General features: G+C 71.5%; 22 protein-coding genes and 2 tRNA genes. 2 read left to right on the top strand and 22 right to left on the bottom strand.

The window, feature by feature from the left end; all coding sequences use genetic code 11:
* Nucleotides 1-83: 83 nt before the first annotated feature.
* From ACIQZO_RS11610 to ACIQZO_RS11590, 5 genes are all read right to left on the bottom strand, one after another.
* Complete coding sequence (locus tag ACIQZO_RS11610; protein WP_403623703.1) at nt 84-2,333, bottom strand: hemopexin repeat-containing protein; 2,250 nt, start codon at nt 2,331-2,333, stop codon at nt 84-86.
* A 137-nt stretch (nt 2,334-2,470) separates the two neighbouring features.
* The gene (locus ACIQZO_RS11605; protein ID WP_403623700.1) at nt 2,471-2,731 is read right to left on the bottom strand and encodes a DUF397 domain-containing protein; all 261 of its coding nucleotides are present in this window, start codon (nt 2,729-2,731) and stop codon (nt 2,471-2,473) included.
* Entirely contained in the window at nt 2,691-3,539 is an 849-nt protein-coding gene (locus tag ACIQZO_RS11600) for a helix-turn-helix transcriptional regulator (RefSeq protein WP_403623697.1), read from the bottom strand. Before ACIQZO_RS11600 ends, ACIQZO_RS11605 begins: the two co-directional genes overlap by 41 nt.
* A gap of 161 nt (nt 3,540-3,700) precedes the next feature.
* Nucleotides 3,701-5,395, bottom strand: coding sequence for a glycosyl hydrolase family 18 protein (locus ACIQZO_RS11595; RefSeq protein WP_403623694.1), 1,695 nt, complete (start codon nt 5,393-5,395; stop codon nt 3,701-3,703).
* 255 nt (nt 5,396-5,650) lie between these two features.
* Nucleotides 5,651-6,790: an LLM class flavin-dependent oxidoreductase gene (locus tag ACIQZO_RS11590; RefSeq protein ID WP_403623691.1), complete on the bottom strand. Its 1,140-nt coding sequence runs from the start codon at nt 6,788-6,790 to the stop codon at nt 5,651-5,653.
* Nucleotides 6,791-7,041: 251 nt separating this feature from the next.
* Between ACIQZO_RS11590 and ACIQZO_RS11585 the strand changes: the two genes are divergently transcribed.
* Entirely contained in the window at nt 7,042-7,800 is a 759-nt protein-coding gene (locus tag ACIQZO_RS11585; RefSeq protein ID WP_030718073.1) for an IclR family transcriptional regulator, read from the top strand.
* Nucleotides 7,801-7,888: 88 nt separating this feature from the next.
* On the opposite strand, the gene ACIQZO_RS11580 is transcribed toward ACIQZO_RS11585, so the two are convergent.
* The 5 genes from ACIQZO_RS11580 to ACIQZO_RS11560 form a co-directional block, all read right to left on the bottom strand.
* A tRNA-Lys gene (locus ACIQZO_RS11580) sits at nt 7,889-7,962 on the bottom strand.
* A 109-nt stretch (nt 7,963-8,071) separates the two neighbouring features.
* Nucleotides 8,072-9,742 carry an AMP-binding protein gene (locus tag ACIQZO_RS11575; RefSeq protein ID WP_403623688.1) on the bottom strand — a complete coding sequence of 557 codons (1,671 nt, stop codon included), beginning with the start codon at nt 9,740-9,742 and terminating at the stop codon, nt 8,072-8,074.
* A gap of 26 nt (nt 9,743-9,768) precedes the next feature.
* The gene (locus ACIQZO_RS11570) at nt 9,769-10,362 is read right to left on the bottom strand and encodes a lytic polysaccharide monooxygenase (RefSeq protein ID WP_403624257.1); all 594 of its coding nucleotides are present in this window, start codon (nt 10,360-10,362) and stop codon (nt 9,769-9,771) included.
* Between the two features lie 191 nt (nt 10,363-10,553).
* A complete protein-coding gene (locus ACIQZO_RS11565) occupies nt 10,554-12,554 on the bottom strand; it encodes an SPFH domain-containing protein (protein ID WP_403623685.1) in 2,001 nt (666 codons plus the stop codon).
* A gap of 11 nt (nt 12,555-12,565) precedes the next feature.
* A complete protein-coding gene (locus tag ACIQZO_RS11560) occupies nt 12,566-13,888 on the bottom strand; it encodes a peptidoglycan-binding protein (protein ID WP_403624254.1) in 1,323 nt (440 codons plus the stop codon).
* 215 nt (nt 13,889-14,103) lie between these two features.
* On the opposite strand from ACIQZO_RS11560, the gene ACIQZO_RS11555 reads away from it, so the two are divergent.
* Nucleotides 14,104-14,177: transfer RNA gene (locus tag ACIQZO_RS11555), tRNA-Lys, on the top strand.
* Between the two features lie 78 nt (nt 14,178-14,255).
* Here ACIQZO_RS11555 and ACIQZO_RS11550 read toward each other — a convergent pair.
* The 12 genes from ACIQZO_RS11550 to ACIQZO_RS11495 form a co-directional block, all read right to left on the bottom strand.
* Nucleotides 14,256-14,924, bottom strand: coding sequence for a class F sortase (locus ACIQZO_RS11550; protein ID WP_403623682.1), 669 nt, complete (start codon nt 14,922-14,924; stop codon nt 14,256-14,258).
* Nucleotides 14,925-14,929: 5 nt separating this feature from the next.
* Nucleotides 14,930-15,526 carry a hypothetical protein gene (locus ACIQZO_RS11545; protein WP_403623679.1) on the bottom strand — a complete coding sequence of 199 codons (597 nt, stop codon included), beginning with the start codon at nt 15,524-15,526 and terminating at the stop codon, nt 14,930-14,932.
* Nucleotides 15,527-15,640: 114 nt separating this feature from the next.
* The gene (locus ACIQZO_RS11540) at nt 15,641-16,420 is read right to left on the bottom strand and encodes an HAD-IIA family hydrolase (protein WP_403623676.1); all 780 of its coding nucleotides are present in this window, start codon (nt 16,418-16,420) and stop codon (nt 15,641-15,643) included.
* A gap of 143 nt (nt 16,421-16,563) precedes the next feature.
* Nucleotides 16,564-18,087, bottom strand: coding sequence for an alkaline phosphatase family protein (locus ACIQZO_RS11535; RefSeq protein WP_403623673.1), 1,524 nt, complete (start codon nt 18,085-18,087; stop codon nt 16,564-16,566).
* Between the two features lie 143 nt (nt 18,088-18,230).
* Nucleotides 18,231-19,304 carry a 2-aminoethylphosphonate ABC transporter substrate-binding protein gene (locus ACIQZO_RS11530; protein ID WP_403623670.1) on the bottom strand — a complete coding sequence of 358 codons (1,074 nt, stop codon included), beginning with the start codon at nt 19,302-19,304 and terminating at the stop codon, nt 18,231-18,233.
* A 50-nt stretch (nt 19,305-19,354) separates the two neighbouring features.
* Nucleotides 19,355-20,152: an ABC transporter permease gene (locus tag ACIQZO_RS11525; RefSeq protein ID WP_403623667.1), complete on the bottom strand. Its 798-nt coding sequence runs from the start codon at nt 20,150-20,152 to the stop codon at nt 19,355-19,357.
* Nucleotides 20,139-20,960, bottom strand: coding sequence for a 2-aminoethylphosphonate ABC transporter permease subunit (locus ACIQZO_RS11520; protein WP_403624251.1), 822 nt, complete (start codon nt 20,958-20,960; stop codon nt 20,139-20,141). The genes ACIQZO_RS11525 and ACIQZO_RS11520 overlap by 14 nt, the downstream gene beginning before the upstream one ends.
* A gap of 166 nt (nt 20,961-21,126) precedes the next feature.
* Nucleotides 21,127-22,176, bottom strand: a complete 1,050-nt coding sequence (locus tag ACIQZO_RS11515; RefSeq protein WP_403623663.1) for an ABC transporter ATP-binding protein — start codon at nt 22,174-22,176, stop codon at nt 21,127-21,129.
* Nucleotides 22,173-22,928, bottom strand: coding sequence for a phosphonatase-like hydrolase (locus ACIQZO_RS11510; RefSeq protein WP_403623660.1), 756 nt, complete (start codon nt 22,926-22,928; stop codon nt 22,173-22,175). The genes ACIQZO_RS11515 and ACIQZO_RS11510 overlap by 4 nt, the downstream gene beginning before the upstream one ends.
* A complete protein-coding gene (locus ACIQZO_RS11505) occupies nt 22,925-24,055 on the bottom strand; it encodes a TIGR03364 family FAD-dependent oxidoreductase (RefSeq protein WP_403623657.1) in 1,131 nt (376 codons plus the stop codon). The genes ACIQZO_RS11510 and ACIQZO_RS11505 overlap by 4 nt, the downstream gene beginning before the upstream one ends.
* Before the next feature lie 147 nt (nt 24,056-24,202).
* Complete coding sequence (locus ACIQZO_RS11500) at nt 24,203-24,967, bottom strand: GntR family transcriptional regulator (protein ID WP_403623654.1); 765 nt, start codon at nt 24,965-24,967, stop codon at nt 24,203-24,205.
* Nucleotides 24,968-25,088: 121 nt separating this feature from the next.
* Nucleotides 25,089-25,832 (bottom strand): hypothetical protein, encoded by a 744-nt coding sequence (locus ACIQZO_RS11495; RefSeq protein WP_403623651.1) that lies wholly within the window; start codon nt 25,830-25,832, stop codon nt 25,089-25,091.
* Nucleotides 25,833-26,088: the final 256 nt, after the last annotated feature.

Below are 26,088 nucleotides of genomic sequence, written 5' to 3'. Positions count from 1 at the left end.
AGGCGGCAGCCCCCTCCGTGGGGGCTGCCGCCTCGGCGTTCGGTCAGAGGCACGGGGCGAAGGCGCCGAACGCCTCCGAGTGCCTATGCCGTGCGGCCGGGCAGGCCGGGCCAGTTGGAGCCGATGGGCAGCGGGTAGCCGTCGTCGACCCGGTCGGCGGCGATGTCGTACCGCATGTACTGCGAGCCCTTGAAGAAGTACGCCTTCCCGTTGTTCCAGACGATCCCGGCGTCGACCCCGTCGCCCCACAGACCGGGCCAGTACGGGCTGATCGGCAGCGGGTATCCGGGGTCCACCCGGTCGGCGGCGATGTCGTACCGCATGTACTGGTTGCCGCGGAAGAAGTACGCCTTGCCATTGGGCCACAGGACGGCAGCATCGATCCGGTCGCTCCACAGGCCGGGCCAGTTGCCGGCGATCGGCTGTGGGTAGCCGGGGTCCACCCGGTTGGTCGCGATGTCCCAGCGCATGTACTGCCTGCCGCGGAAGAAATAGACCTTCCCGTTGGGCCACGGGATGCCCGAATCGACCGTGTCCCACAGGCCCGGCCAGTTCCCGGCGATGGTCAGTTCGTAGTTGGGGTTGACGACCCGGTCTTCCGCGATGTCGTAGCCCCTGTAGTGGGTTCCACGCATGAAGTAGGCGTTGCCGTTGTTGTACATGATCGCCGCGTCGATGCCTCCGCCGCTCCACAGGCCGGGCCAGTTCTCGCCGATCGCCCGCGGGTACGCCGGGGCGACCCGGTCCGCCGCGACGTCGTAGCCGACGTACTGCCAGCCGCGCATCAGGTACGCCTTGCCGTCGTTCCACATCACGGCACCCTGGATGCCGTCGCCCCACAGGCCGGGCCAGTTGCCGGCGATCGGCTTGGGGTAGCCGGGGTCCACCTTGTCGGCGGCGATGTCGTAGCGCATGTACTCGTTGTCGCGGAAGAAATAGGCCTTGCCGTTGTTCCAGACGATCGCCGCGTCGATCCGGTCGCCCCACAAACCGGGCCAGAACTGGCCGATGGGCAGCGGGTAGCCCGCGTCCACCTTGTCGGTCGCGATGTCGTACCGCATGTACTGGCTGTCGCGGAAGAAGTACGCCTTCCCGTTGGGCCACACCACACCGGCGTCGATCCGGTCGCCCCACAATCCGGGCCAGTTCGGGTTGATGGGCAGCGGGTAGCCGGGGTCGACCCGCCGTGTGCCGGGGTCGATCCGGTAGTACTGGCCACCCGCGAACACGTACACCTTGCCGTTGGGCCAGAAAACGGGCGCGGTCAGCATGCGGAGGCTGAGCGTTTCGACGAAGGAGCTGTAGTTGTCGGCGTTCTTCGCCGCCTTGTCCGGGTTGCTGATCGCGAGGGCGCGCGAAGCCGGAAGGCCGTAGACGATGTCGTCGGTGTCGACGTTCGTGGCCGCATGGCTCCACTCGTGCGCGATGGCGCCGAACCGGGAATCGGTTCCGGTCGCCGGGAGTGTGTAGAAGGCCGGACAGACATAGACCGTGTCCGATCCGAGGTGGGTGTAGTTGGTGGTGTTGACTCCGCAGTCCGAAGGGCTCAGGTCGTAGGTGATCTCCCTCTTCATCCAGGCGCGTGTCCCGGCCATGCGGTCCCGCACGGTCTTGTAGCGGGAGACGCTGTCCACCCCGAACCATTCCCTGTAGAGGATGTTGTCCGTCCGACCGCTCCAGCTGTCCAGCTCGGCGATGGCCGCGTCCAGCCAGGCGCACGCGTTGTCGTGCGCGGCGAACACCTCCGCGAACCCTGGGGGAAGGACGATGTCCCGCAGCAGGGCCGACGGGCGTTCCGTGTCCGGGGCGATCACGACCTGCCGGGCGTCGTCCTTCGGCTTCTCCCTGCGCGCCCGCTCGCCCGACGTGGACCGTGCGGTGCCGTTCGGCAGGAGTTCGAAGGACGTGCTGACCGGACCGAGGGTGAGTCCCTGGTGTTCCTGCCGGGGACGTGCGGTGATGGCCTCCGTCCCGACGACGGGGATGACATCCATAAACCGCACCAACAGGGTGACCTCGTACGTGCCGGGCTCGTCCAGTGCGAACGAATCGGATACGTCGAGCTCTTCGACGATGGTCTCGCCGATGCGGATGGTGCGGTAGGAGTCCGGATCGGGGTCCGTGCGGCTGACCAGCCGTCCGTCGTAAGGAACGACGTGGCTCTCGTGCCGCACCTCCAGGAAGTTGAAGACTTCACCTTCGAGCGGGGTGTTCCAGACAAGCAGCCGGTAGTCCCTGTCGCCCAGGTTCTCCAGCTCGAAGATGAGGGGCACCGGTTCACCCCGGCTGTACGTCGGGGCGCTCCGGATTGCCAAACGGAAGTCGTCGCGCATGGGTCGACTCCTCACGCGAGAGGAAAGGGGAAGGGCGAGTCCGGACCGGGAGAACGCCATGAAGGATCCACGGGCCCGCTCCTCCAGCGTCGACCACTCCCGGCCGCCCCGCATCCCAGGGCTGCCGGGAGATTGCCTCAGAGGCTCCGGACGAAGGTCGCGAAGGCCTCGGGAGTCACGGCGAAGGCGGGCCCGCCGGGGTTCTTGGAGTCCCGCACCGCGACCAGGCAGGGCTGTGCGGCCACCTCGACGCAGTCGCCGCCGGTCCCACCGCTGTACGAAGCCTTGCGCCAAGCGGCTCCGCCGAGGGGGGCGCACTCGACGCATTCACCGCCGGTGGTTCCGCTGTAGCTCGACTTACGCCACTGCGCGCTCGCCAGTTCCAGACCGTTCCCCATAACGTTCCTCCATCACACGAGCGATCAGCACCGCTGAGTGCTCCGGCGAGAGCGCTGCGGCTTGCAGCCGAGCGTAACCGACCGAACGTTCCCTAATCACGGGCGGATTGGCCGTCATGTACCCCTGGGCATAGCCCTCTTCGTAGTGCACGTCCGGGTCATCATCGAAGCGGAGCAAGGTGAATGACCCGAGCATGCCCGTGTGCTGCCCCGCGGAGAAGGGCAGCACCTGAATCTGCACCCACGGGTGATCCAGAAAGCTCACGAGGTGATCCAGCTGACCCCGCATGACGTCGCGGCCTCCGACTTCTTGATGCAGCACAGCCTCGGCGAGTACGACCCACAACGCGGGCTGATTCTCGCTGCCGAAGATGCGCTGCCTGTCCATTCGGGCAGCGAGCAGCTCATCGACCTGGTCCGGGCGGTCGACGCTCAGCAAGGCTCGCCCGTAGGACTCTGTCTGCAACAGCCCGTGGACCAGCTGGCACTGGAACGTGGAGATAAAGGTCGCCCGCGCCTCCATCTCGGCGTACGCCTGGAACCATGTCGGCAGCACGCTCCGTAGGACCAGCCCCACCAGGCGGGAAAAGAACCCGTCCGTGCCCAGCGCCGCGTCCACCCGTTCCGAGAAGTCCCGGGTCGGGACCCGCTTGCTGTTCTCGATCATGCCGATCAGGGAGCCCGTGCAGAAGATGATCCCGCCCAGCTGCGCCTGCTTGAGGCCCGCTTCCTCTCTCAGTCGGCGCAGCTCGTAGCTGTAGTAGTCCAGCGGCGAGGCGCTGGGATCGATGTCACGGACCTGGGCCATGAGACGGGTACCCCCAAGCGGAGAACGAGCTTGTGGCCGAGCGTAGCGAGATCGACACGTACCGATGTCGCGAATCCGGCAACCATGTGACACACCTCCGCCCCACCCCCGGGAGAGTGGGGGCGGGGCGGAGGTGTCGCTCGGCGCGGGGTGGGGGGAGATCAGCAGGCGCCGAGGTCCTTCCAGACGCCCCACTCACCCGTGGTGCCCGGGGTCTCGTTCTGCGTCCACCACTGGGCCTTGTACTTGCGGCCGTTGTGCGCGACCTCGTTGCCACCGGTGTAGACCGTGCCCGCGACGTACGCCGGGGTCGAGCCGCAGCCCGTCGGCGGGGTGGTCGGAGGCGTGGTGGGCGGGGTCGTGGGCGGAGTGGTCGGAGGCGTCGTCGGCGGGGTGGTCGGCGGGACCGTGGTGCCGCCGAGGGCGTCCGAGATCTGGTTCAGCAGCGTGGTGTTGTTGTCCAGGCCGAGCAGGGAGTACATCATCGCGCCGGCCAGGCCGCGCTGCTTGCCGTAGTCGACCCGGGCCTGGATGGCCTTCTGGTTCAGGCCGGTGAAGAACTCGCCGTCCTTGTAGAAGTACGAGGCCTTGGCCTGGTCGTCCCAGAAGGTGGTCGCCGGGTTGTCGACGAGGCCGCCGAGCTCCTTGTAGTTGGCGATGCCCGCCTGCTGGCTGGTGGGCCGGGCGCCGGAGGCGCCGGTCGCGGACTGGGCGAGGCCGTTGTTCGCCCCGGCGGGGACGCCCTTCCAGCCGCGGTAGTAGAACTCGTAGCCCAGCGTCAGCTTGTTGGCGGGGAAGCCGCCGGTGATGCCGTAGGCCGCGTTGCCGTCGATCCAGGAGTCGATGGCGTTGTCGATGCTGTACTTCTGGGTGCCCGGCGCGATCGGGTCGGTCGGGTCGCCCGCCGGGGAGTACAGCGGGGACTGGTGGTACGTGGGGCCGTCGCTGTCCCAGGCGCCGTGCATGTCGTACGTCATGATGTTCGCGTAGTCGAGGTACGCGCCGATCTTGTCCGTCTCGATGTACTTGATCTTGTCCTGGCCGGCCGGGAGGGCCGAGGTCAGCAGGTACTTCTTGCCGCCGTTGGCCTGGCCGTGGGCGTCGAGCTGCTCGCGGAACTCCTTGAGCAGGAGGGTGAAGTTCTGCTTGTCCTCGGGGGCGTAGTGGTTGCCGAGGTGGCCGCCGGAGGAGCCCGGGTACTCCCAGTCGATGTCGATGCCGTCGAAGATGCCGGCGGCGACGCCCTGGCCGCCGTAGCCGCCCTCGACCGGAAGGTTGCCCTTGATGTACTGGTCGATGCAGGAGGACACGAGCTTCTTGCGGGAGGCGTCGGTCTTCGCCGCGTCGCTGAAGTACTTGGAGTAGGTCCAGCCGCCCAGCGAGATGTTGATCTTCAGGTGGGGGTATTTGGCCTTCAGCTGCTTGAACTGGTTGAACACGCCGACGATCGGCTGGTCCCACTTGTCGGCGACCCCGCTGACGCTGTCCGCGGCGCTGAAGGACTTCTGGTAATCGGCGTACGAGTCGCCCGCACCGTCACCGGCGTTGGGGTTGTTGTCGTCGCCCGCCGCCTTGTTCGCCTCGAAACAGGTGAGGTTGGTGGGGTGGATGTTGCCGAACGAATAGTTGATGACGTCCAGCTTGCCCGCTATGCCGCGGGTGTCGAGGTGCTTGGGGTAGAAGGCGTTCCCGTACACGCTCCACTGGTCGTAGTAGGCGATGCGGACGCCGCCGGCCGAGGCGGTGGTTCCGGCGTCGGCGGCCGAGGCGGTACCGAGTCCCGCGAAGGAGGCAAGCGCTCCGGCTGCCAGCGCGGCCGTGGCGGCGGCAGCGATAAGGGGTTTACGGATGTGCATGAACTGCCTCCGGGGGGCTGGGAGGAGAGAGCGAGAGGTTCGGGTGAGAGAAGTGATAGCGATCACTCAAGCCCCGCGTCAATGGTTCGGACCAAAGAAGGACTAGACCACTCCCGCGCTATTTCCCCAAGTCAGAGGGTTGAGCACACATCAGAAACCGCTCGCCACCCCGGGTGACGAGCGGTTTAAGGCTGCCTTCAGGCAGCTTCCCGCAAGGTTTCGGCAATGAACCAGCAAAACCGCGTTCGCACACCGTCAACCGGCGGCGGGTGCCTCCAGGGGCATGCCGTATGCATCCGCGACGAGCCCGTACGAACGCAACCGGGCCTCCCCGCTGTGGGCGTTGGCGGTCAGCATCAGCTCGTCCGCGCCCGTCCGCTTCGCCAGGTCGTCCAGCCCGGTGCGGACCTCGTCCGGGGTGCCGTGGACGACGTTCGCGAGCCAGCTGTCGACGAACTCCCGCTCCATCGGGGAGAAGTCGTACGCCGCCGCCTCCTCGGGCGTCGGGATCAGGCCGGGCCGTCCGGTGCGCAGGCGCAGCATCGACAGCGCGCCCGTCAGGACCTGGGCGCGGGCCTGCTCGTCGGTGTCGGCGGCGAGGGCCGAGACGCCGATGACGGCGTAGGGGGCGTCGAGGACGGCCGAGGGACGGAAGCTCTGGCGGTAGAGGTCGAGCGCGGGCAGGGTGCCGGCCGCCGAGAAGTGGTGGGCGTAGGCGAAGGGCAGGCCGAGCTCGCCGGCGAGGCCGGCGCTGAAACCGGAGGAGCCGAGCAGCCACAGCGGCGGGCGTCCGACGGGACCCTGGACCGGGCCGGGTACGGCGTGCACGCGGGCGTACGGATGGCCGTCGGGGAAGTCGTCGTCGAGGAAGCGGGTGAGCTCCGCGAGGCGCCGGGGGAACTCGTCCGCGGCTTCGTCGAGCCGCCCGGGCCCGCGCAGCGCGGCGGCCGTGCGGCCGTCGGTGCCGGGGGCGCGCCCCAGGCCCAGGTCGATCCGGCCCGGGGCGAGCGCCTCCAGGGTGCCGAACTGCTCGGCGACGGCGAGCGGGGCGTGGTTGGGCAGCATGACCCCGCCGGAACCGAGCCGGATGCGGGAGGTGTGCGCGGCGAGGTGGGCCAGGATCACCGCGGGCGAGGAGCTGGCGACGCCGGGCATGGAGTGGTGCTCGGCCACCCAGTGGCGGTGGTAGCCGCGGGACTCCGCGAGGCGGGCGAGCTCCACGCTGGTGCGGAGGGAGGCGTGGGCGGTACTGCCCGCGCCCACGGTGACGAGGTCCAGGACGGAGAGCGGTACGGCCGCCCGGCCGTGCGCGGTGCCGCGGATCCCGCTCGTGTTCCGCTTCGCCGCCCCGCTGCCGTTCGCGTGGCCCTGTGCGTCGTCCCCTGCGTCACTCATCGTCGCTCCCGTTTCGCTCTCCCGTACGCACGACATCAGTGCGACACCGTACGAAGAACTCGAACCGTGAGCGGCCGCCCGGCATTCCCGGTAGTGCGGGGCAAGGCTCATGACCGTGGCATATGCCAATGGAGTAGATCCTGGCAGACGGACCTGAATGAGCCATCAATCTCCTCAACAGGCGCTCCACATGGGCCTCTTGATGGCTATCGTGGTAGGGCAAGCGGTAACAACCTGCTAGGGGGGAAACCGTGGCGCTGAAGCCCGAGCCGACCGCGCCGTTCCACTCGGTGCAGTACGCACTACGCGTACTCGAAACGATCGCACGTCACACCGGTGGTGTGACGGACGTGCAGATCGCGCGTGAGACCGGCCTGCCCGCAGTCCATCTCGCCCCGATGCTGCTCATGCTGCGCCGGGAGGGATATGTGCTGCAGGTGTCCGACGGGGCGTACGCCATAGGGGACTCCCTCGTCCTGCTCGGCTCCGGCATCGACCGGCAGCAGGCGCTCACGGACAAGCTCCAGGAGACGCTGGACCGGCTGCGCGACTCGGTCGGCGCGGCCGTGTACATCAGCAGGTACGTGGACGGTGAGGTCCGGATCACACAGTTCGCGGACAGTCCCCGCACCCCGAAGGTCCACGAGTGGGTCGACTTCCGCTCCGCGGCGCACGCCAGCGCGGTCGGCAAGTGCCTGCTGACACAGCTCGACCTGAACGGGCGGCGCGACCACCTGTCCCGGCACAAGATCGCCCGGCTGACGTCGAAGACGATCGTGAACGAGCGGATCCTGTTCTCCAAGCTGGACGCCCAGCCTGCCACCGTGCCCATGCTGGACCTGCAGGAATACGCGGTGGGCACGGTCTGCGCGGCGGTTCCGATCACGGCCGGGGCCTCGGTGGGCTGCCTGGCCCTGTCCATGCCGGTCGAGCACGCGCACCGGCTGCGCGCCGCCGCGGACACCCTGAACCGCAAGGCCGCACCGCTGCTGCTGTCGCTCACGCTCTAGGGCGGGCGGGGCCGGCGGCCTTCTGCCGTACGGGCCGGAAAACACTTCGGGCGGTTCCCGGTGAACCGGAAACCGCCCGAAGGACAGGTGCGCCGCCAGGGACTCGAACCCCGGACCCGCTGATTAAGAGTCAGCTGCTCTAACCAACTGAGCTAGCGGCGCCTGCTGGCAGAGAAAATACTACCCGGTCCCCAGGGGTGCTCAAAACCATGACCCGCGGAGCCCCACAAGCCCCCGCCGGGCCCCGCCAAGGGGTGGTTTCGCCGCCGGATCAGCGGGCCAGGAGGTCGGACCGGCCGCGGGTCTCGTACGCCGCGAGCAGGGTGGTCAGGGCGGCGCCGTCGAGAGCGGTGTAGCCGCCCGTGGGGGATCCGTGCCAGACCGGGTCCTCGCAGCGGAAGCCCTCGCGGCGGAGGGAGACGCGATGGATCTTGTTCGTTGCCGTGGTCGGCATGGACTCGACGATGCGGACGTAGCGCGGGGCCATCTTGGTGCCGAGGTCCGGCTGCGCCGCGAGGAAGGCCGCGAAGGCCTCCGGGGAGAACCCGGCACCCTCCCGGAGGGCGAGCGCCGCCATGACCTGGTCCCCCGCCACCTCGTCCGGGACGGCGTAGACGGCGACGGCCGCCGCATCCGTCCAGCGGGCCAGGATGTTCTCGATCATCGCCGCGGCGAGGTTCTCGCTGTCGACCCGGAGTCGGTCGTCGGTGCGGCCCGCGAAGTAGAGGAAGCCCGCCGCGTCGCGGAAGAAGAGGTCCCCGGTCCAGTACCAGCCGTCCCGGGTGCGGTCGGCCTCCGCGTCCGGGTTGCGCCAGTACCCCTCGAACAGGCTGCGGCCCCGGTTGACCAGTTCGCCGATCGCCGCCGAGCCGTTGGTCAGCCGGCCGTCCGGGGTGAGTACCGCGGGCGGGCATTCCGCGCCCGTCCGCGGGTCGATCACCGCCAGGTCGTCGCCCGCGCCCGCCCGGCCCAGCGCGCCCGGCGGGGTGTCCGGGGTGCTCTGGACGGAGGCGCCGCCCTCGGTGGCTCCGTAGCCCTCCACCAGCCGGACCCCGAACCGCTCGGCGAAGCGGGCCGCATCCACCGCCCCGGCCTCGGTGCCGAAGCCGAGCCGCAGGTGGTGCGTACGGTCGTCGGGGCGGGGTTCGGTGGCCAGGAGGTACTGGATCGCCCTCCCGACATAGGTGAAGTAGGTGGCCCCGTACTCCCGTACGTCGTCCAGGAACGCGGAGGCCGAGAAGCGGCGGCGCAGGGCCACCGGGGCACCGCCGACGAGCGCCGGCAGCCAGTCGGCGATGACGGCGTTGCCGTGGAAGAGCGGCATGCAGATGTAGTGGACGTCGTCCGGGGTGACGGTGAACCGGCGGGCCAGCGCCGATCCGGCGGCCGCGAGGCGGCCCTGGGTGCAGATGGCGGCCTTGGGGGCGCCGGTGGAGCCGGACGTGAAGTAGAGGAGGAGGCGGGAGTCGGGTCCGGGGGTGCGCAGGACGGCTTCGCCGGGCTTGGCGGCGGCGTAGGGGGCGAGGAGGGCCTCGTACTCCTCGGTGCCGGTGACCAGGACCCGTACGCCGGGCAGGTCGAGGCCGCGCAGCAACGGCAGGTGGGCGCGCTCGGTGATCAGGATCCGGACCTCGGTGTGGAGGATGTCGCGGGCCAGCTCGGGGCCGCGCCGGGTGGGGTTGAGCCCGGCGACGGCGGCCCCGGCAAGGGCCGCCGCGCCGAGCCAGAACGGGAACTCGGGGGTGTTGTCGAGCAGGACCCCGAGGTGCGGCTCGGCCCCCGGAGGCATGAGGTCGACGAGGAGCGCGGCGCGCGCAGCGGCCTCCTGGGCGGTCCGGTGGTGGGTGAGGAGGCCGTCCTCGTGTTTCAGCCCGGTCCGATGGTCGCCCCATTGGCGCGCTATGAGCTCCGCGACGGTTTCGGGTGCAGTCGTCGTCCGCATGCCGCCGGAGGGTAGCTGACGTTGCGTCAGAACTGAACGTCGGAGCAGGCGTAGAAGGCCATCGGGGTGTCGTTGACGGTCCAGACGGCCAGGATCAGGTGCCGGCCCGACTTGCCGCTGGGCATGGCGCCCTGGTGGACGGTGGACATGGCGGGGCGGGCGCCGTTGTAGGCGACCGTGAGGAAGGGCTGGGGTTCGAGGTCGGCACGGGTGAGGGCCTTGGTGCCGGTCCAGCCGTTCTTGGTGACGTAGTACTTGAAGTCGGTGGTGGAGTGGTTGGCGGTGAACTGCCACCGGAAGGAGTAGCTCTGCCCGCTGGTCACCTTGGTGGTGGGCCAGCCGCCGCCGCGCGGGTTGTCGAGCTCGGAGAACTGGGAGAGTCCGCCGGAACATATCTTGCCGTCGGCGGGACCGGCGGCAGGGAACCCCTTGAAGCCCTCGACGCTCTGCGGCTCCCACTGGATCGCGCCGCAGTCGGAGACGGTCCGGTTGGCGCAGAGCTTCTGGCGGCTGATCGGGGTGTCGGTGTAGCCGTGGCTACTGGCGCTGGGGGCACTGGCGAGGGTGATCCCGGCGACGAGGCCGAGGCCGAGCGCGGCGATGCCGGCCCGTTTGGGCATGCGGATGGGACGCATGATGCTCCTTGAACGTGGGGGGAGTTCGGTGAGAGCGCGCGCGTGTGGGGATCAGGTCTAGACCAAGTCCCAGATTATTGACGAGAGTTGGCCATGTCCATACCAATGGGAAAACGGGTGGTCCGTTACCTTCCGGCCACCCGTTCTCCCGCATGCTCACGACCCCGCCGGATCCCCTATTCGGAGCGGCCCGTGTAGAAGGCGACGGTGAGGTCCTTCACCAGTGCCTTGCGCTCGTAGTCGTCGAGCTCGACCAGTCCGCGCGAGGTCAGCCGGTGGACGGTGTCGTCCACGGCGTCCACGACCGAGCTCAGCACGGTGTCCCGGTGCTTGGCGTCGATCGCCGCGACCCGGCGGCGGCGCATGGCCTCGGCCACCTCGGCCGCGTACTCGATGCGGGTCGGCTGGGCCGAGAAGACCTCGATCCCGACGGCCTCGGTCTCGGCCGCCAGCATCCGGGTCAGCGCGTCACCGACGGCCTCGGCGTCGCGCAGGGTCGGGGCGTCCTCGTGGAAGGCGTCGGCGGGCAGCTGCGACAGCACGCGGGCCATCGCCGACTCGACCTGCTCGGCGAGGTACTCGGTGTGGTCCTCGACGGCGAGGGTGGCCCGTGCGGTGTCCTTGACCTGCCAGACGACCTGGACGACGACCTGGAGGGCGAGGCCGCCCGAGTCCACGGCGGGCATCGGGTCGCTGCGCCAGTGCCGCAGCCGTACGTCGATCCGGCGGCGCAGCAGGAGGGGACTCACCCAGGTCAGGCCCGTACGGCGGACCGTGCCGCGGTAGCGCCCGAAGAGGGTGAGCACCCAGGCGTGCCCGGTACGGGCCCGGCCGAGGCCGCCTAGCGCCACGAGGGCGACGATGCCGAGGAAGGCGAGCGGGGGCCAGTGGGTGGCGCGCAGGCCGTGGTAGGCGCGGGGGGTCGCGCCGAAGGCCGCCACCACGGGGGCGGGGACGACCCCGGCCCGCCAGAGCACGGCGGCGCAGCCGGCGAGCGCGAGCCCGCCGACGCACACGCCGACCCAGCCGGGCAGCACCGGGCCGCGCTGCTCCCGGAGCCGGTCGTCCCCGCGGGGGACGCGGCGGCCGGGGGCGGGGCGGGGCGCACGGGCGGGCGCGGGCGCCGGGGTGGCCGCGGGGGCGGGCACCACCGGGAGCCGCTGCGTACTGCGGAACGGGAGGTGTACCGGCACCTCGATGACCGAGGTACCCCGGTGGGCCGCGACGTGCGGGAGGTCCGGCGTGCCGTCGGCCTCCTCCAGGCCGCGGGCCACCGCCCGGGCAACGATCTCGACCGGTCCGGGCCCGGGGACACCGGAGTGCGGCTGCGCTGCCGCGTCCGTCGGGGCGGGTGCGGCGGCCACCTCTGCCGGTGCCTCTGTCTGCGCCTCTGTCTCTGTCGCTACCTCCGGGGCGGCATCGGCCTCGGCGGCCCGCAGGCGCAGGGTGGCGACCCCCGCGCGGACCTCCTCGGCCTGCGGGTGCGGGATGTCCAGGGCCGTGGCGGCGGCCGACGGGTCGGCGCCCTGGTCCCCCTCGTCGTACGGGTGGGCCCGGGCGGCCGGCACCTCCCACCCGTGCGGCGGCTCGGGCGCCGGGCGGGCGGCCTCCGACGCGGCCCGGCCGAACGAGGCCTCGGCGACGCCCGCGTGCTCCGCCGCGGCGGGGCTGCCCACCAGGGCCGACGCCTGCGGCGCGGCCGCGAGCGCAGGCTCGGGCCCGATGACGGAAACGAGCCCGGACGCGTAAGTCGGCGCGGCCGCGGGCCGGGGGACGCTCTCGGCCGCGGGCGCGGGCCCGGGCATGTGCCCGGACACGGGCCCGGACACGACGCCGGACGCGAGCCCGGCCTCGGAAGCCGACGCGGCCGCGGGCGCGGGCATCGGGACGGAATCGGGGCCGGCCGTGAACGCGGGTGCGGCCGAGGAATCCGGCCCGGCCATCGGTGCCGGCGCGGCCACCGGCGCCGGCCCGGCCATCGGCGCCGGCCCGGCCACAGGTGTCGGCGCGGCGGTGTGCGCCGGGTGGGCCGCGGGACCGGCGGCGGGGGCCGGGGCGGGCGGTGCCGGGGCGGGGGGCGGCGCGGCTGCGGGTTCAGCCGCCCGGGCCGCCCCCGGGGCGGCCAGGGGCGGCACTCGGAGGGTGCCCGTCGTCGAGGTGGTGCGCGTGGGGAACATCGTTACCTCCGTCATGCGAACAGCCGGCGCCAGGTTTCCGGGCCCGGGTAGCCGTTGGCCGAGGCGCCGGTCCAGCCCTGCGCACGCTGGAAGGCCTCGACGTTGCGGCGGTCGGCCTCGCTCCAGACGGGGCCCGGACCGGATGTGTAGAACGTGCCGAAGCCCTTCTTCACCAGCTGGCGGCCGAGGGCCAGGATGGCTTCGTGCGACTGGCCCGGGCGGAACACCGAGGCACCCGGGAAGGCCCGTACGCCGCCCGGCCCCGGCGCGCCCGCCACCGACGGCGGGATGTTCTTGCCCTGCTTGTCGACCAGCAGCCGCCAGGTGTGCGCGCCCGGAATGCCGTCGGCCTCCGCGCCCGACCAGCCCTGTGCGCGCTGGAAGGCGGCGGTGGCGAGCTTGTCGTGGTCGCTCCACGTCCGGTCGGCCACGCCCTTGGGGTAGAAGCGGTAGCCGCCGCGGTCGATCAGCATCCGGCCGAGCTGGGCCACGTGGTCGTTGGTGGCGCCGGGGGCGAACTTGTCCACGCCCGGGAAGGCCTTCGCGTCCCCCGGCTTCGGGCCGGGAGCGTCCGGCAGGATCCCGCCCGGCACCCCGTTGAACCGGTACGGGACGTACTTCGCCGCGTTGCTCCAGTACCCGTAGGGCGTGGCCAGCTTCCGCGTGTTCGGGCGCGTCTGCTCGTAGGCGACGTAGTGCGTGTGCGTCTCGTCGACCCAGCCGCCGAAGATGACCACGTGCGAGCCGTTGTTCGGGTCCGCCGGGTTGTGGAAGAGCAGCATGTCCCCCGGCAGCAGCTCATCCTTGGTGATCTTGGTGGCGAACTTGTCGAGGCTGCCGGTCCACTCGTTCGTACCGAGGTTCCAGACCATGGAGACATAGCCCGAGCAGTCCTGCCGGTATCCGTCCGTCCAGTACTCGGACATGCTGTACGGGACCTTGGCGTCCAGCCACAGCTTCGCCCGGTTGACGATCGTCGCGCGGTCGATCCGGCGCACGGCGCCGGGCTGGGCCGGGGCGCCGGGCTTCCCGACCGGCCCGCCCTTCGGACCGTGCAGCGGGGTCCGGGCGCCCTGCGGGGAGCCGGGGTCGTCCTGGGACACCGGACCCGGGGCCGGCGTGGTCAGGGCCATCGCGGTCGCGCTTCCGCCGCCGAGGACCACTCCCGCGGCGGTGGCCAGCACCAGCGCCCGGCGGGCGCCGCGTGCGGCCGGGTGCCCCCCGTCCCGGAGCGGTATGGCCCGCGCACGGGCGAGGGCGCGGCGGCGCTGGGCGCATCCCCGGCACACACAGTCGCCCGCGGGCTCGTACTCCTCGAAACCGGGCATCGGCATCTGCACATGCGTCGGAGGCTGCATCGTCATGCGGTTCCGTCCACTCCCCTGCTCGTCCACTGGTCGGCGGGAGCCGCACCTGATAAGGCATCAGATGCGGCACGCGCAGACATATCGTGCACGATGAACCCCTCAAACATGAGTTAATCGGACAAGGCGGGCGTGGCTGGTCACGGACACCCCCGGACGTGGGGTAGAGTTTTCCCTGTCACCAAGCGCCGCTAGCTCAGTTGGTTAGAGCAGCTGACTCTTAATCAGCGGGTCCGGGGTTCGAGTCCCTGGCGGCGCACAGACGGAAGAAGCCCCCCGCAGCGAAAGCTGCGGGGGGCTTCTTCGTTCCGGATTGCGTTTCACCTGTTTCGCCTGCTCAGGCCGCGGTACCCGGGGCGCCCGGGCGGGCTCCCACGCCCGTCAGATAGGCGGAGACCACCACGTTCGCCGTGTACTCCTTGGCCACCTTGTCGTACGAGCCCCCGCAGGTCACCAGCCGCAGCTCCGCGCGGCCCCGCACCCGCTGGCCGTAGGCCTTGTGCGCGTCGAAGGCCGCGCGCTCGTAGACCCGTACGTCCTCGACCGTGAACTCGGCGACCGAACCGTCCGCCCGCACCACCCGCACCTTGTCGCCCGGCTGCGCCGAGCTCAGGCCGTAGAACACCGCCGGCTTCGAGCGGGTGTCCACGTGCCCCACCATGAGCGCCGTCCCGACCGTCCCCGGCTGGGTGCCCCGGCCCCACCAGCCCACCGTGCCCGGCTGGTCGTAGGGGGGCGGCTCGATCGCGCCGTCCTTGTCCAGGTCCCGGGGGATCACCGGGGCCTGGACGCCTATGGAGGGCAGGTCGACGCGCTGCGGGAGGGCCGCGGCGAGCGGGGCGTGGGCGGCCGGCAGCCCCGGACCCACCGTCCCGCCGGCCTGCCCCGCGGGCGGGGCCGGCGCCACGGTGAGCTGGCGGCCCCACAGCCAGAGGCCCAGGACCAGTACCGCCCAGGCGGCGAAGGTCAGCAGCCGGCCGCCCGCGGAGGCCCTCTCCTCGCTCACCGCCCTCACTCACCGCTGCGGCGGCGGCGCAGTGCCAGCGCCCGGCCCGCGACGGCCAGCGTGGCCACGGCGGCGAGGATGGCGCCGATCACCGTGTGCGGCAGCCCCGGGCCGTCACCGCTGTGGCTCTTCTTCGCCGTATCGGCCGCGAGCTCGGCGGCCATGCCGCCGCCGCCCGCGTGCACCGGCCAGACGGGACTGGGGTGGTGGGACGGGCGGTACTGGGAGATCTGGACCGAGCCGCTGATCTTCTCGTGGCCGTCGCACATCACCCGGACGGAGTGCCGGCCGGGCGAGACGTGCGAGCTGATCGTCGCCTCGCCGTAGAGCGGGCTGCGTCCGCCGTCCCGGCCGTAGAGGTCGACGTCCGAGACGAACGCGGCGGACTTGGCCGCTCCGCGGGTCCCGTCACAGCCTTGGACGCGCAGCTTGACCTGCGCTCCGGGGTGAGCCGGATTCGGGTCGACCGCGATGCTGCCGCGGTCACCGCGGTCACCGCGGTCCTCCTCGCCCGCCAGGGCGATCGGCGCGGTCACCACCGAGAACGCCGCCAGGGTGACGGCCATCGCGGTGGCGCGGACAGCGATCGGAACACTGCGCATGATGAACCTCCTCGACAAGGAGATTCACGCGCGCCGCGCCGCCGCGCATCCGGAGCGGCGCCGTACGTGTCAGCCGTACGCCCCAAACGCGGTACGCCCGTTCGGCGGTCCGCGTCAGACCAGGTCGACCAGGTCCGCGATCGAGGCGACCGTCTTGGTCGGGCGGAACGGGAACTTCTCGGTGTCCTTCTCCGTGGTCAGACCGGTGAGGACGAGGAAGGTCTGCATGCCCGCCTCCAGACCGGCCAGCACGTCGGTGTCCATCCGGTCGCCGATCATCGCGCTGGTCTCCGAGTGCGCGCCGATGGCGTTCAGGCCGGTGCGCATCATCAGCGGGTTCGGCTTGCCGGCGAAGTACGGCTTCTTGCCGGTCGCCTTGGTGATCAGCGCGGCGACCGCGCCGGTGGCCGGGAGCGGGCCCTCGGTGGAGGGGCCGGTCTCGTCGGGGTTGGTGCAGATGAAGCGGGCGCCCGCGTTGATCAGGCGGACCGCCTTGGTCATCGCCTCGAAGCTGTACGTCCGGGTCTCGCCGAGGACCACGTAGTCGGGCTCGTGGTCGGTCAGGATGTAGCCGATGTCGTGCAGGGCGGTGGTCAGACCGGCCTCGCCGATGACGTACGCGGTGCCGCCGGGGCGCTGGTCGTCGAGGAACTTGGCGGTGGCCAGCGCCGAGGTCCAGATGTTCTCGACCGGGACTTCGAGGCCCATCCGGTGCAGCCGGGCCTGGAGGTCGCGGGGGGTGTAGATCGAGTTGTTGGTCAGCACCAGGAAGGGCTTGCCGGACTCGCGCAGCCGCCTGATGAAGGCATCGGCGCCGGGAATGGGGGTGCCCTCGTGGATGAGGACCCCGTCCATGTCGGTGAGCCAGGATTCGATCGGCTTGCGCTCTGCCACGGGACTGTTCTCCGCTCTCGGTGACCTGCGACTTCTGGTCTGTACCACCCTATCGGGGCCGGGCCGTGGACGTCTCTGCTGTCCACGGCCCGGACCCCGGAGGGCGCCGGACCGGTGTCGGACCGGCGTCGGACCGGGGCGGATCAGCCCAGGCGGACGTTGTCGACGGTCCAGTACCAGTTGTTGTCGCCGCTGTAGCGGAAGCGGACCTGGACGTCGGTGGCGCCGGCCGGGACCTGGAGGGCGAGCGACTCGGACTTCGCGACGGCGTCGGCCGTGTAGGACTTCACCACGGTCGGGGCGCCGCCGTTGTAGGAGACCAGGACCTGGGCGGTCTGGCCGGCCTCCTGACGGTAGTGGGTCTGGAAGGTCAGATTCCAGGTGCTGCCGCCGGTGACCGCCCACTTGGGGGTGATGAGGGTGGAGTCGAAGGTGCCGGTGTGGCTCTTGTCGTCCCACTCGTCGGAGTCGGCGACGGCGAAGACGTCACGCGAGCGGACGTTCAGCTCGCGCCACTGGTCGCGCTGCGACTGGCTCCAGAACTCGTCGGTCGCGAAGGCCCAGCCGGCCCACTCGGTGACACCGCCGGTGCCCATCTTCGAGTTGTCGACGGACCAGCCGGCGGGCGGGGTGTGCGTGAAGCCCTTCACCCCGGCCGGGATGCCCGTCTCGTCCACCCGGGCCTGGAGGTTCGGGCGCAGGGTGTCGAAGGGGTCGGAGTCGGGGGCGTTCAGCGGGGTGCCGTCGATGCCGGGGGCACCGACGCCGACCTGGGCGAGGGCGGTCGCGGCGACGTCGGCCGGCTTCACGTCGTCGCGCACCGAACCGGCCGGAATGCCCGGGCCCCGGGCGATGACGAAGGTGCCGCGCTCCTGGATGGTGGAGCCGCCGTGGCCGCCGGAGTTGGTGTGGCCGTGGTCGGTGGTGACCAGGACCTTCCAGTTCTCCTGGGCGTACGTCGGGCGGTTCTGGACGGCGGTCAGGAGCTGGCCGACCAGGACGTCGACGCGGGCGATCGTGTCGAGGTACTGCTGGCTGGCCGCGCCGGAGGAGTGGCCGGCCGCGTCGATCTCGCCGAGGTAGACGAAGGCGGCGTCCGGGTTCTGGTCGCGCAGTTCGGCGGCGGCCGCGGCGGCGATCTTCGGGTCCTCGTTGCGGTAGCCGTCGCGGTCACCCTTGAGGGAGAGGCGCTTGTCGACCTTCGGGGAGAAGATCGGGCCGTTCTGGTCGGTGGAGGTGATGGGCTCCCAGTCGGCGGCCGCGTACGTGTTGAGCGCCGGCCTGGCGTTCTCGATGCGGGTCAGGAAGTCCGGGTAGGCGGCGTAGTTCTTGCCGGTGAAGGAGTTGTCCTTCACCCCGTGCTTGTCGGGCCAGGCGCCGGTGGCGATCGTGGACCAGCCGGGGCCCGAGGAGGTGGCGGCCATCGGGCCCGCGTAGAGGGTGCTGCGGGCGGTCAGGCCCTGGGCCATCAGGCCGTTCAGGTGCGGCGCGTTGGCGACCTTGACGCGGTCCAGGACCGCGCCGTCGATGCCGATGACGAGGACCTTGTCGGTGTTGGAGGCCGCGTCGGCGGCGCCTGCGGGGCCGGCCGCGAAGGTGGCGGCGATCAGGGCGGAGGTGACGGCGGTCGCGGCGATGGCACGACGTCCGGGCAGGACAGGGGACACGTACTCCTCCTGGGAGCAAGTGAGCGGCGAAAGGGACGGGGGCGTTTCGCATGTGCCGGGTCCGGACCGAAGGTGCGGCCCTCGGTCCAGACCCGTTATGCGAGCGTCACTCTGCCGGTCCTGGGTGGCCGGGAAGTAGCCGGTCAGCTTCCGGTTGCCGACTTCCACGCGTCGACGTAGGCGGTGAGGTTCTTGTCGATGTCCGTCCAGTCCGGTTCGAAGATCTCGACACCGCCCATGAGCCTGGTCAGTTCGACGGCGTTGGCGTCGGTCGGCTTGACGTCGGTGCGCGCGGGGAAGCCGCCGCCGATCCCGCTGACCAGCGCCTGGGCCTCCTCACTGAGGAGGTGGTCGAGGAGCTTCTTGCCGTTCTCGGTGTGCGGGGCCTTGTCGACCAGACCGGCCGCGTACGGCAGGGCGAAGGTGGTGGGCTCGCCGCCGTCCTTCGCCGGGAACCAGATACCCAGGTTCGGCATGGACTTGGACTGCGCGAAGTTCATCTGCACGTCACCGTTGGCCACGAGCAGCTCGCCCTTGTCGGTCTTGGGCGCGAGCTTGCTGGTGGAGGAGGACGGGCCGACGTTGTTGGCCTGGAGCTTCTTCAGGTACTCCATCGCCGGCTCCTTGCCGCCGAAGTCGTGCATCGCCTTGATGAGCACGGCGGTGCCGTCGCCCGCGACGCCCGGGGTGGAGTACTGCAGCTTGCCCTTGTACTCGGCGTCCAGCAGCTCCTCCCAGGTCTTGGGGGCCTCGGCGAGCTCCTTCTTGTTGTAGACGAAGCCGAAGTAGTTGTTGACGACCGAGGTCCACTTGCCGTCGGCGGACTTGTCCCCGCCGTTGACCTTGTCCGAGCCCTGCGGCTTGTAGGCCTGGAGCAGGCCCTTGCCGTCGGCCTGCTGGATGAAGGGCGGCAGGGTGATCAGTACGTCGGCCTGGGTGTTGGTCTTCTCGCGGACGGCGCGCTGCACCATCTCGCCCGAGCCGCCCTCGACGTACTTGACCTCGATGCCGGTCTTCTTGGTGAAGTCGGCGAAGACCTTGTCGTACCAGCCGTCGCCCTTCTCGCTCTTGAGCCCGTCTGCGCTGTAGACGGTGACGACCTTCTCGCCGCCCTCGGAGTCGGTGGCGGAGGAGCCGCCGCAGGCGGTGAGGGAGGAGCCGAGGGCGAGGCTGCCGGTGACGACGAGGGCGGTGCGCAGGAGTCTCTTGCCGGTCATGGAACTTCCTTACGGGGAAAGGGAGCCGACGGGGGTGGGACGTACGGGGTTCAGCGGTAGGAGGCCCGGGTGCGGACGCGGGAGACGGCCAGGAGGACCAGCAGGGTGGCGGCCATCAGGACCACGGCGACGGCGGAGCCGCCGAAGAGCGAACCGCGGTCGGTGGCGGTGAAGATGCGGACGGGCAGGGGCATCCAGTCCGGCGGGTAGAGCATCATCGTGGCGCTCAGCTCGCCCATCGACAGGGCGAAGCAGAGTCCGGCCGCGGCCGTGAGGGACGGCAGCAGGAGGGGCAGTTTGACCCGCCACAGCACGTACGCGGGACGGGCGCCCAGCGAGGCCGCCGCCTGCTCGTAGGCGGGGTCCAGCCGTACGATCGCAGCCGAAACCGACTGGTGGGCGAACGCCGTGACAAGAATGGTGTGCGCCAGGACGACGATCGAGGCGGTGCCGTTGAGCAGGACCGGCGGCCGGCTGAACGCGACGAGCACGGCGAGGCCGACGACCACGGACGGCACGGCGACGGGCAGCATGAACAGCGCGTCCATGACCCGCTTCCCGCGCTTCTGCAACGTGGCCGCGGCCAGCGCGGCCCAGGTCCCGACGGCGAGCGCGAGCAGGCTGGCGGCGACGGCGGTGACCAGGCTGGTGGTCAGGGCCTGGAGGGATTCGCCGCGCACGGCGGCGGCGTAGTTCCCGGTGGTCGGACCGGAGGGGAAGGCCCCGGACCAGTGGGACGAGAAGGACGCGGCCACCACGACCAGCAGGGGCAGGGCGAACAGCGGCAGGAAGAGGAGACCGAAAAGGCTCCAGGCGGCCCAGCGGCCGATCTTGCTATGCACCAGCACGCTTGCCCACCACCCGGTAGAGGCCGAACAGGCCGACGGATATGGCGATGTTGACGACGGCGACGACGCAGGCGGCCGAGTAGTCGGATTCGAGGATGGCCTTGCCGTAGATGAGCATCGGGAGGGTCGTGACGTCCTTGGCGCCGGTGAACAGGACGATCCCGAACTCGTTGAGGCACATCACCAGGACGAGGCTGCCGCCGGCGGCGAGGGCCGGGAGGGCCTCGGGCAGGATCACCTGCCGGACGATCCGGGCGGGCCGGGCGCCGAGCCCGGCGGCGACCTCCAGCTGGGCGGTGTCCAGCTGGGAGAAGGCGGCGAGCAGCGGGCGCATCACGAAGGGCGTGAAGTACGTGATCTCCGCGAGCAGGACGCCCCAGGGGGTGGTGAGGAAGTGGAAGGGCCCCTCGGCGGCGCCGGTGAGGTCGGTGACGAGGCCGTTGGCCATGCCGACCGTGCCGTAGACGAAGAGGAGGGCGAGGGTGATGAGGAAGGAGGGGAAGGAGAGGAAGACGTCGATGAACTTGGCGACGGCGCGGGCCCCGGGGAAGGGCACGAAGGCGATGACCAGCGCGAGCGCGAAGCCGAGTACGAGGCAGCCGGCGGTGGCGCCGACGGCCAGCCAGACGGTGGTCCCGAGGGCCTCGCGGAAGCTCTGCGAGGCGAAGACGGAGGCGTACGCGTCGAAGGCGCCGCCGCCGTTCTCGGGGGTGAGGGACTGCTGCACGACCAGCCCGAGCGGATACAGGAACACCAGCCCGAGCACGACCACGGGAGGCACCGCCCACACACTCCGCGGCACCCGCAGCCGCCCCGAACCCCGCTCTCCCGGCCCTACCGGGGCACCCCCCGGCCCTACCGGGGCACCTCCCGGCCCCGCCGGCGTTTGAGGCGCGGGGTCCGGGGCGGAGCCCCGTGGTGGTTCGGCCCGGGGCGGGCCGACGGACGGACGGGGCGCGGCCCGCCGCGAGGCGTCACCCACGGGACACCCCCGCCCCCAACAGCACCGCGTCCCGCGGCTCGAAGTGCAGCGTGACCCGGTCCCCCAGCGCGGGCGTCTCCCGCAGCTCGGGGAGGTCCGCCTTCACCCGGTGCCCGCCGACGTCCACGTACAGCCGGTGCGTCGAGCCGCGCCACTGGACCTCGGCGAGGGTGCCGCTCAGCGCGTTGGGGCCGGCGCCGAGCCCGAGCAGGTGCGGCCGTACGCACAGGGTGGCCGTGGAGCCCGGCGCCGCCCGCCCGCGGTCGAGGGTCAGTACCCGGCCCTCGAAGAGCGCGCCGCTCTCGGCCACCGTCACCGGCAGCAGGTTCGCATTGCCGACGAACGAGGCGGTGAACTCGGTGCGCGGGGCCCGGTACAGCTCCTTCGGTGTCCCGCAGTCCTGCAGCCGGGCCTTGTCCATGACGGCGATCCGGTCGGCCAGGGTGAGCGCCTCCACCTGGTCGTGGGTGACGTAGAGAATCGATACGTCGGGCAGTTCGCGGTGCAGCCGGGCCAGTTCGGCGAGCATCCCGGAGCGCAGCTGCGCGTCGAGGGCGGACAGCGGCTCGTCGAGCAGCAGCACCCCGGGGCGGATCGCGAGGGCGCGGGCGATGGCGACGCGCTGCTGCTGGCCGCCGGAGAGCTCGCGCGGGTAGCGCTGGGCGTAGGCCGCCATCCCGGTCATCTCCAGCGCCTCGGCGACGCGGCCCGGGATCTCGGCCTTGGCCGCCTTCTGCGCCCTGAGGCCGAAGGCGACGTTGTCCTCGACCCGCATGTGCGGGAAGAGCGCGTACTGCTGGACGACCATGCCGATGCCTCGCTTGTGCGGCGGGAGCGCGGTGACGTCCCGGTCGCCGATCAGCACCCGGCCGCTGAGGGGCCGTACGAAACCGGCGACGGCGCGCAGGGCGGTGGTCTTGCCCGAACCGGAGGGGCCGAGCAGGGCCATCACCTCGCCCGGTTCGACGCTCAGGTCGAGGGAGTCCAGGACGGTGTGTCCGCCGTAGGCGACACTGACGCCGTCGAAGCGGATCCCGCTCACGCCGACTCCATCAGGAGGTCGGGGAGTTCGGCGACGGAGCCGAGGACGTGGGTCGCGCCGTGCTCCGTGAGCGCCGCGCGGTCGTGGGCGCCGGTGAGGACGCCCGCGACGATCCCGGCGCCGGCGCGGTGGCCGCTGAGCATGTCGAAGGCGGTGTCGCCCGCGACCACGATGTCGCTCACGTCGTCCACGGCGCCGGTGCGCAGGAACGCGGTCAGCACCATGTCCGGGAAGGGGCGGCCACGGCCGCCCGCGTCCGCGGGGCAGAGGGTGAGGTCGGCGAGGTCCTGCCAGCCGAGCGCGTCGAGGATGGCGTCCTGGGTGACGCGGGCGAAGCCGGTGGTCAGGACGACGGTGCGGCCGTCGGCGCGGAGCCTGTCGATCGCGGCGCGGGCGCCGGGGAGCGGGGTGACGAGACCGCCGTCGACGAGTTCTCCGTAGGCCTCCTCGAAGGCGGTGTTGGCGCGCCGGGCGAGTTCCTCCGTACCGAAGAGGTGGCGGAAGACGGAGATCTTGGACTCGCCCATGGTGTCGAGGACGTACTGGCGCTTCTCGGCGTGGTCGGGGGTGCCGGGCTCGACGCCGGTTCGCTCGGCGGCCCGCTCAAAGGCGCGCTCGACGAGGCCGCCGTCGGCGACGGTGGTGCCGGCCATGTCGAGGACGACCAGCTTGCGGCGGGTGGCGCCGGTGGTGAGGTCCGCGGTGAGCTCGGTGGTGGGGGCGGTTCCGGTTTCGTTCGCGATGTCGCTCATCTGACGTACCAGCCCAGTTCGTTGGCGGTGGTCTCGGCTATGGCGGGCGAGCAGGTCATGCCGCGCCCGCCGGGTCCGGTCACCAGCCAGACGCCGTCGGCCACCTGCTGGCGGTGGACGACGCGGGTGGTGTCGGTGCATTGCGCGTACACGCCCGCCCAGCGGTGGCGGATCCGCGGCAGCGGGCGGCCCAGGAAGGACTCGGCCACTGCGGCGACGTGCTCGTAGGGGTCTTCGAGGGTGTCGAAGGCGAAGGGGTGCTCGTACTCGTGGGTGTCGCCGATGGTCAGTCCGCCGTCCCGGCGCTGGACCATCAGGAGCTGCATCGCGTGCGCGGCGGCGATCGGCGGCTGCTCCTGCTCGGCGTTGAGGACGTCGAGCGCGGGGGACTTGTAGGCGGGGTAGTAGCGGAAGCTGTCGGCGTCCGCCACCGAGGTCGTCAGCCGCTCGCCGAGCGGGTCGGTCTGCATCATCTGGAGGCGGACGCGGCGCACGGGTAGGTCGGGGGCCAGTTCGCGGACCAGGCCGGACAGCCAGGCGCCGGTGGCCAGGACCACCGCGTCGCCGCGGTGCGTGTCGCCGTGGTCGTCGCGGACGGCCGCGGGGCCGACCACCTCGCGGACCTCACGTCCGGCGAGGAAGGTGTAGCGGCCCGAGGCGCGCAGGGCCTCGCGCAGGTGGAGCTGCGCGGTGCGCGGCTCGACGGCCGCGTCCCGCTCGCACCACAGGGCGGCCTCGAAGGAGCCGCGCAGCGCCGGGTTGATCTCCCGCGCCTCGGCCGCGGTGAGCAGCTTGTAGCCGCGGGCGGCGGCGTCCGGGCGGGCGAGGGCCGCCTCGGCGACCGCGAGTTCGCGGGGGGTGCGGACGGGGGTGAGGGAGCCGTTGGCGCGGAAGCCCAGGCCGGGCACCTCCGCGCCGATGCGCTCCCAGAGCTCGCGGGCCCGCAGGGCGGTGTCGAGCTCCTCGCCCCCGGCCCGTCCGCTGACCCAGATCTGGCCGAAATTGCGCAGTGATGCCCCGCGGGCCTCCGCTTCTCGCTCGATCTGGACGACCTCGTGGCCGCGTTCGACTGCTTGCCAGGCGTGCATGGTGCCGACCACGCCGCCTCCGACGACTATGACTCTCACGTCGGCAACGGTGGGTGCGGACCGTGACGCGGAAGGAGCCGTTCGGCAACGCGCCGGTGAACAGGCCTCGACACTTGGACTAGACCCGTTATCTTTCTGTGACATCAATGCACCCCTTATGAGCGATACGGATGGATGGATTCTGGACTATTCAGCACGCAGACGAGTCGTGAAGCTGAACCGATCACCACGGTAGAGCGAACGCACGCGCTCCAGCGGCCTGCCGTCCTGGTCCCGCGAGAAGCGGTGGATGAGCAGCATGGGAAGGGCGGGAGGAGTGCCGATCAGCAGGGCTTCGCGGGGGGTCGCGAGGACCGTCTCCAACTTCTCGTCGGCCTCGCCGAAGGAGATGCCGAGGCTGTCGCGGAGGTATCCGTAGAAGGAGGAGTCGGGCCGGAAGTCGAGGTCCAGGCGCGGGGCCCGGGCCACCCGGATGTACGTGCTCTCCAGGCCCACGCGCTCGTCGTCGGCGAGCAGGACCCGCTCCAGGTGCCAGACGGGCTCGCCGGGCTCGGCGCCGATACCGGGTGCGAGGTCGGACGGGCAGGGGAACTGCTCCAGGCCGATGAGATGACGGCCCGGGCGGCGGCCCTGGCGGCGCACGCCCTCGGTATAGCTGGCGAGGGAGAGGGGCTGTTCCAGCTTGGGCCCCGCGGCGACGGTCCCGCGGCCGGAACGGCGCAGCCGGCCCTCCAGCAGCAGCTCGCGCAGGGCCTGGCGGACGGTCTCGCGGGACACCTCGTACCGCTCGGCCAGATCGCGCTCGGTGGGCAGCGCGCCGCCCTCGCCGAGCTCGTCGAGGAGCTCGGAGATCCGGGCCTTGACGGCGTAGTACTTGGGGATGCGACCGTGCTCGGGAATCCCGGAGCGCACGGGTGAGCCGGGGCGGTGACGATGGGTCTGTTCTTCCACGGTGGGACTCTATGCGGGGCGGTCGACGCCGCGGTGGCGTGGGGCTACTGGGTGGCGCGGGGGCGACGGGGTGGCACGGGGCGACGGGCGCCGTGGGGCGACGAGGTGGCGGCCGCCGCGTTCAGCTCGCGGAACGGCGCATCCGGCGGGCCCCGAGCAGCAGTCCGCCCCCGGTGGCGAGCGCGGCCACGGCCCCGGCCCCGTACGCCCACTCGCGCGGGCCGGTGTGGGCGAGGGAGCCCGCTTCGACGGGGTCGGCCGGGCCCCCGACCGAGAACCGGTAGCCGCCGGCCTCGCCGATCCAGTCGCCGTCGTCGCCCTTGCGCTGGACGAGCGCGGCGTCGGCGACGACCTCGCCGAGGGGCGCGTCGGGGGCGAAGGCGAGGCCGACCTTGACGGTCAGGGACCCGCCGGGGCCGACGGTGAACCCGGGGAAGGCGTCACCGCCGTCGAAGACGGCGATGATCTCGTCGCGGTCGCTCCGCTCCAGGCTGACGGGGAAGGTGCCGCCCGGGGCGTCGAACTCCATGTGCAGGTGCGCGGGCCGCAGGGTGCGGGCCGTGTCCGTGAAGACGACGATCGGATGGATGGCCGTGCACTCGGAGTTCGTGGTGTTGGTCAGGTCCAGGTACCAGGTCTGCGGCCCGGCACCGGTGCGGTACACGGCCGGACCGCCCCGGATGCGCGCCCCGATGGGGAAGGAGGTGCTCTTCCCGTCCCCGCAGGTGGCCTGCGTACGGGAGGGCAGCGCGGGTGCGGGGCGCCCGCCGCCCGCACCGATGTCGGCCCCGGCGGTGGGCGCGGTGGCGGCGACGAGGGCGGCGGAGAGAACGGCGGTGAGGGCAAGGGCTTTGCGCAGTCGCATGGAAGACCTTCGCTGCTCGCCGGACGGGACGATGATCGGACCAGGTGACAATCACCCCGGCCCTGCCCGCACCCTGCCACCCCCGCGCAACCCCTCACCGGGAGCCACGCCTGAGTCGTTCCGGTTTACGCCCGAATGCCCCACGGGTCAACCCCCCCCCCCCCCCCCCCCCCCCCCCCCCCCCCCCCCCCCCCCCCCCCCCCCCCCCCCCGCGGGGGGGGGCCCCCCCCCCCCCCCCCCGCGGGGGGGGGGGGGT

It is taken from the genome of Streptomyces sp. NPDC097617 (assembly GCF_044761485.1).
GTDB lineage: Bacteria > Actinomycetota > Actinomycetes > Streptomycetales > Streptomycetaceae > Streptomyces.
This window is presented reverse-complemented; position numbering and strand designations above follow the sequence as displayed.

What these genes read in the sequence shown, in the direction of transcription:
- ACIQZO_RS11610 (WP_403623703.1), bottom strand. Translation starts at nt 2,333, where the DNA reads ATGCGCGACGACTTCCGTTTGGCAATCCGGAGCGCCCCGACGTACAGC.
- ACIQZO_RS11605 (WP_403623700.1), bottom strand. Translation starts at nt 2,731, where the DNA reads ATGGGGAACGGTCTGGAACTGGCGAGCGCGCAGTGGCGTAAGTCGAGC.
- ACIQZO_RS11600 (WP_403623697.1), bottom strand. Translation starts at nt 3,539, where the DNA reads ATGGCCCAGGTCCGTGACATCGATCCCAGCGCCTCGCCGCTGGACTAC.
- ACIQZO_RS11595 (WP_403623694.1), bottom strand. Translation starts at nt 5,395, where the DNA reads ATGCACATCCGTAAACCCCTTATCGCTGCCGCCGCCACGGCCGCGCTG.
- ACIQZO_RS11590 (WP_403623691.1), bottom strand. Translation starts at nt 6,790, where the DNA reads ATGAGTGACGCAGGGGACGACGCACAGGGCCACGCGAACGGCAGCGGG.
- ACIQZO_RS11575 (WP_403623688.1), bottom strand. Translation starts at nt 9,742, where the DNA reads ATGCGGACGACGACTGCACCCGAAACCGTCGCGGAGCTCATAGCGCGC.
- ACIQZO_RS11570 (WP_403624257.1), bottom strand. Translation starts at nt 10,362, where the DNA reads ATGCCCAAACGGGCCGGCATCGCCGCGCTCGGCCTCGGCCTCGTCGCC.
- ACIQZO_RS11565 (WP_403623685.1), bottom strand. Translation starts at nt 12,554, where the DNA reads ATGTTCCCCACGCGCACCACCTCGACGACGGGCACCCTCCGAGTGCCG.
- ACIQZO_RS11560 (WP_403624254.1), bottom strand. Translation starts at nt 13,888, where the DNA reads ATGCCGATGCCCGGTTTCGAGGAGTACGAGCCCGCGGGCGACTGTGTG.
- ACIQZO_RS11545 (WP_403623679.1), bottom strand. Translation starts at nt 15,526, where the DNA reads ATGCGCAGTGTTCCGATCGCTGTCCGCGCCACCGCGATGGCCGTCACC.
- ACIQZO_RS11530 (WP_403623670.1), bottom strand. Translation starts at nt 19,304, where the DNA reads ATGACCGGCAAGAGACTCCTGCGCACCGCCCTCGTCGTCACCGGCAGC.
- ACIQZO_RS11510 (WP_403623660.1), bottom strand. Translation starts at nt 22,928, where the DNA reads ATGAGCGACATCGCGAACGAAACCGGAACCGCCCCCACCACCGAGCTC.
- ACIQZO_RS11495 (WP_403623651.1), bottom strand. Translation starts at nt 25,832, where the DNA reads ATGCGACTGCGCAAAGCCCTTGCCCTCACCGCCGTTCTCTCCGCCGCC.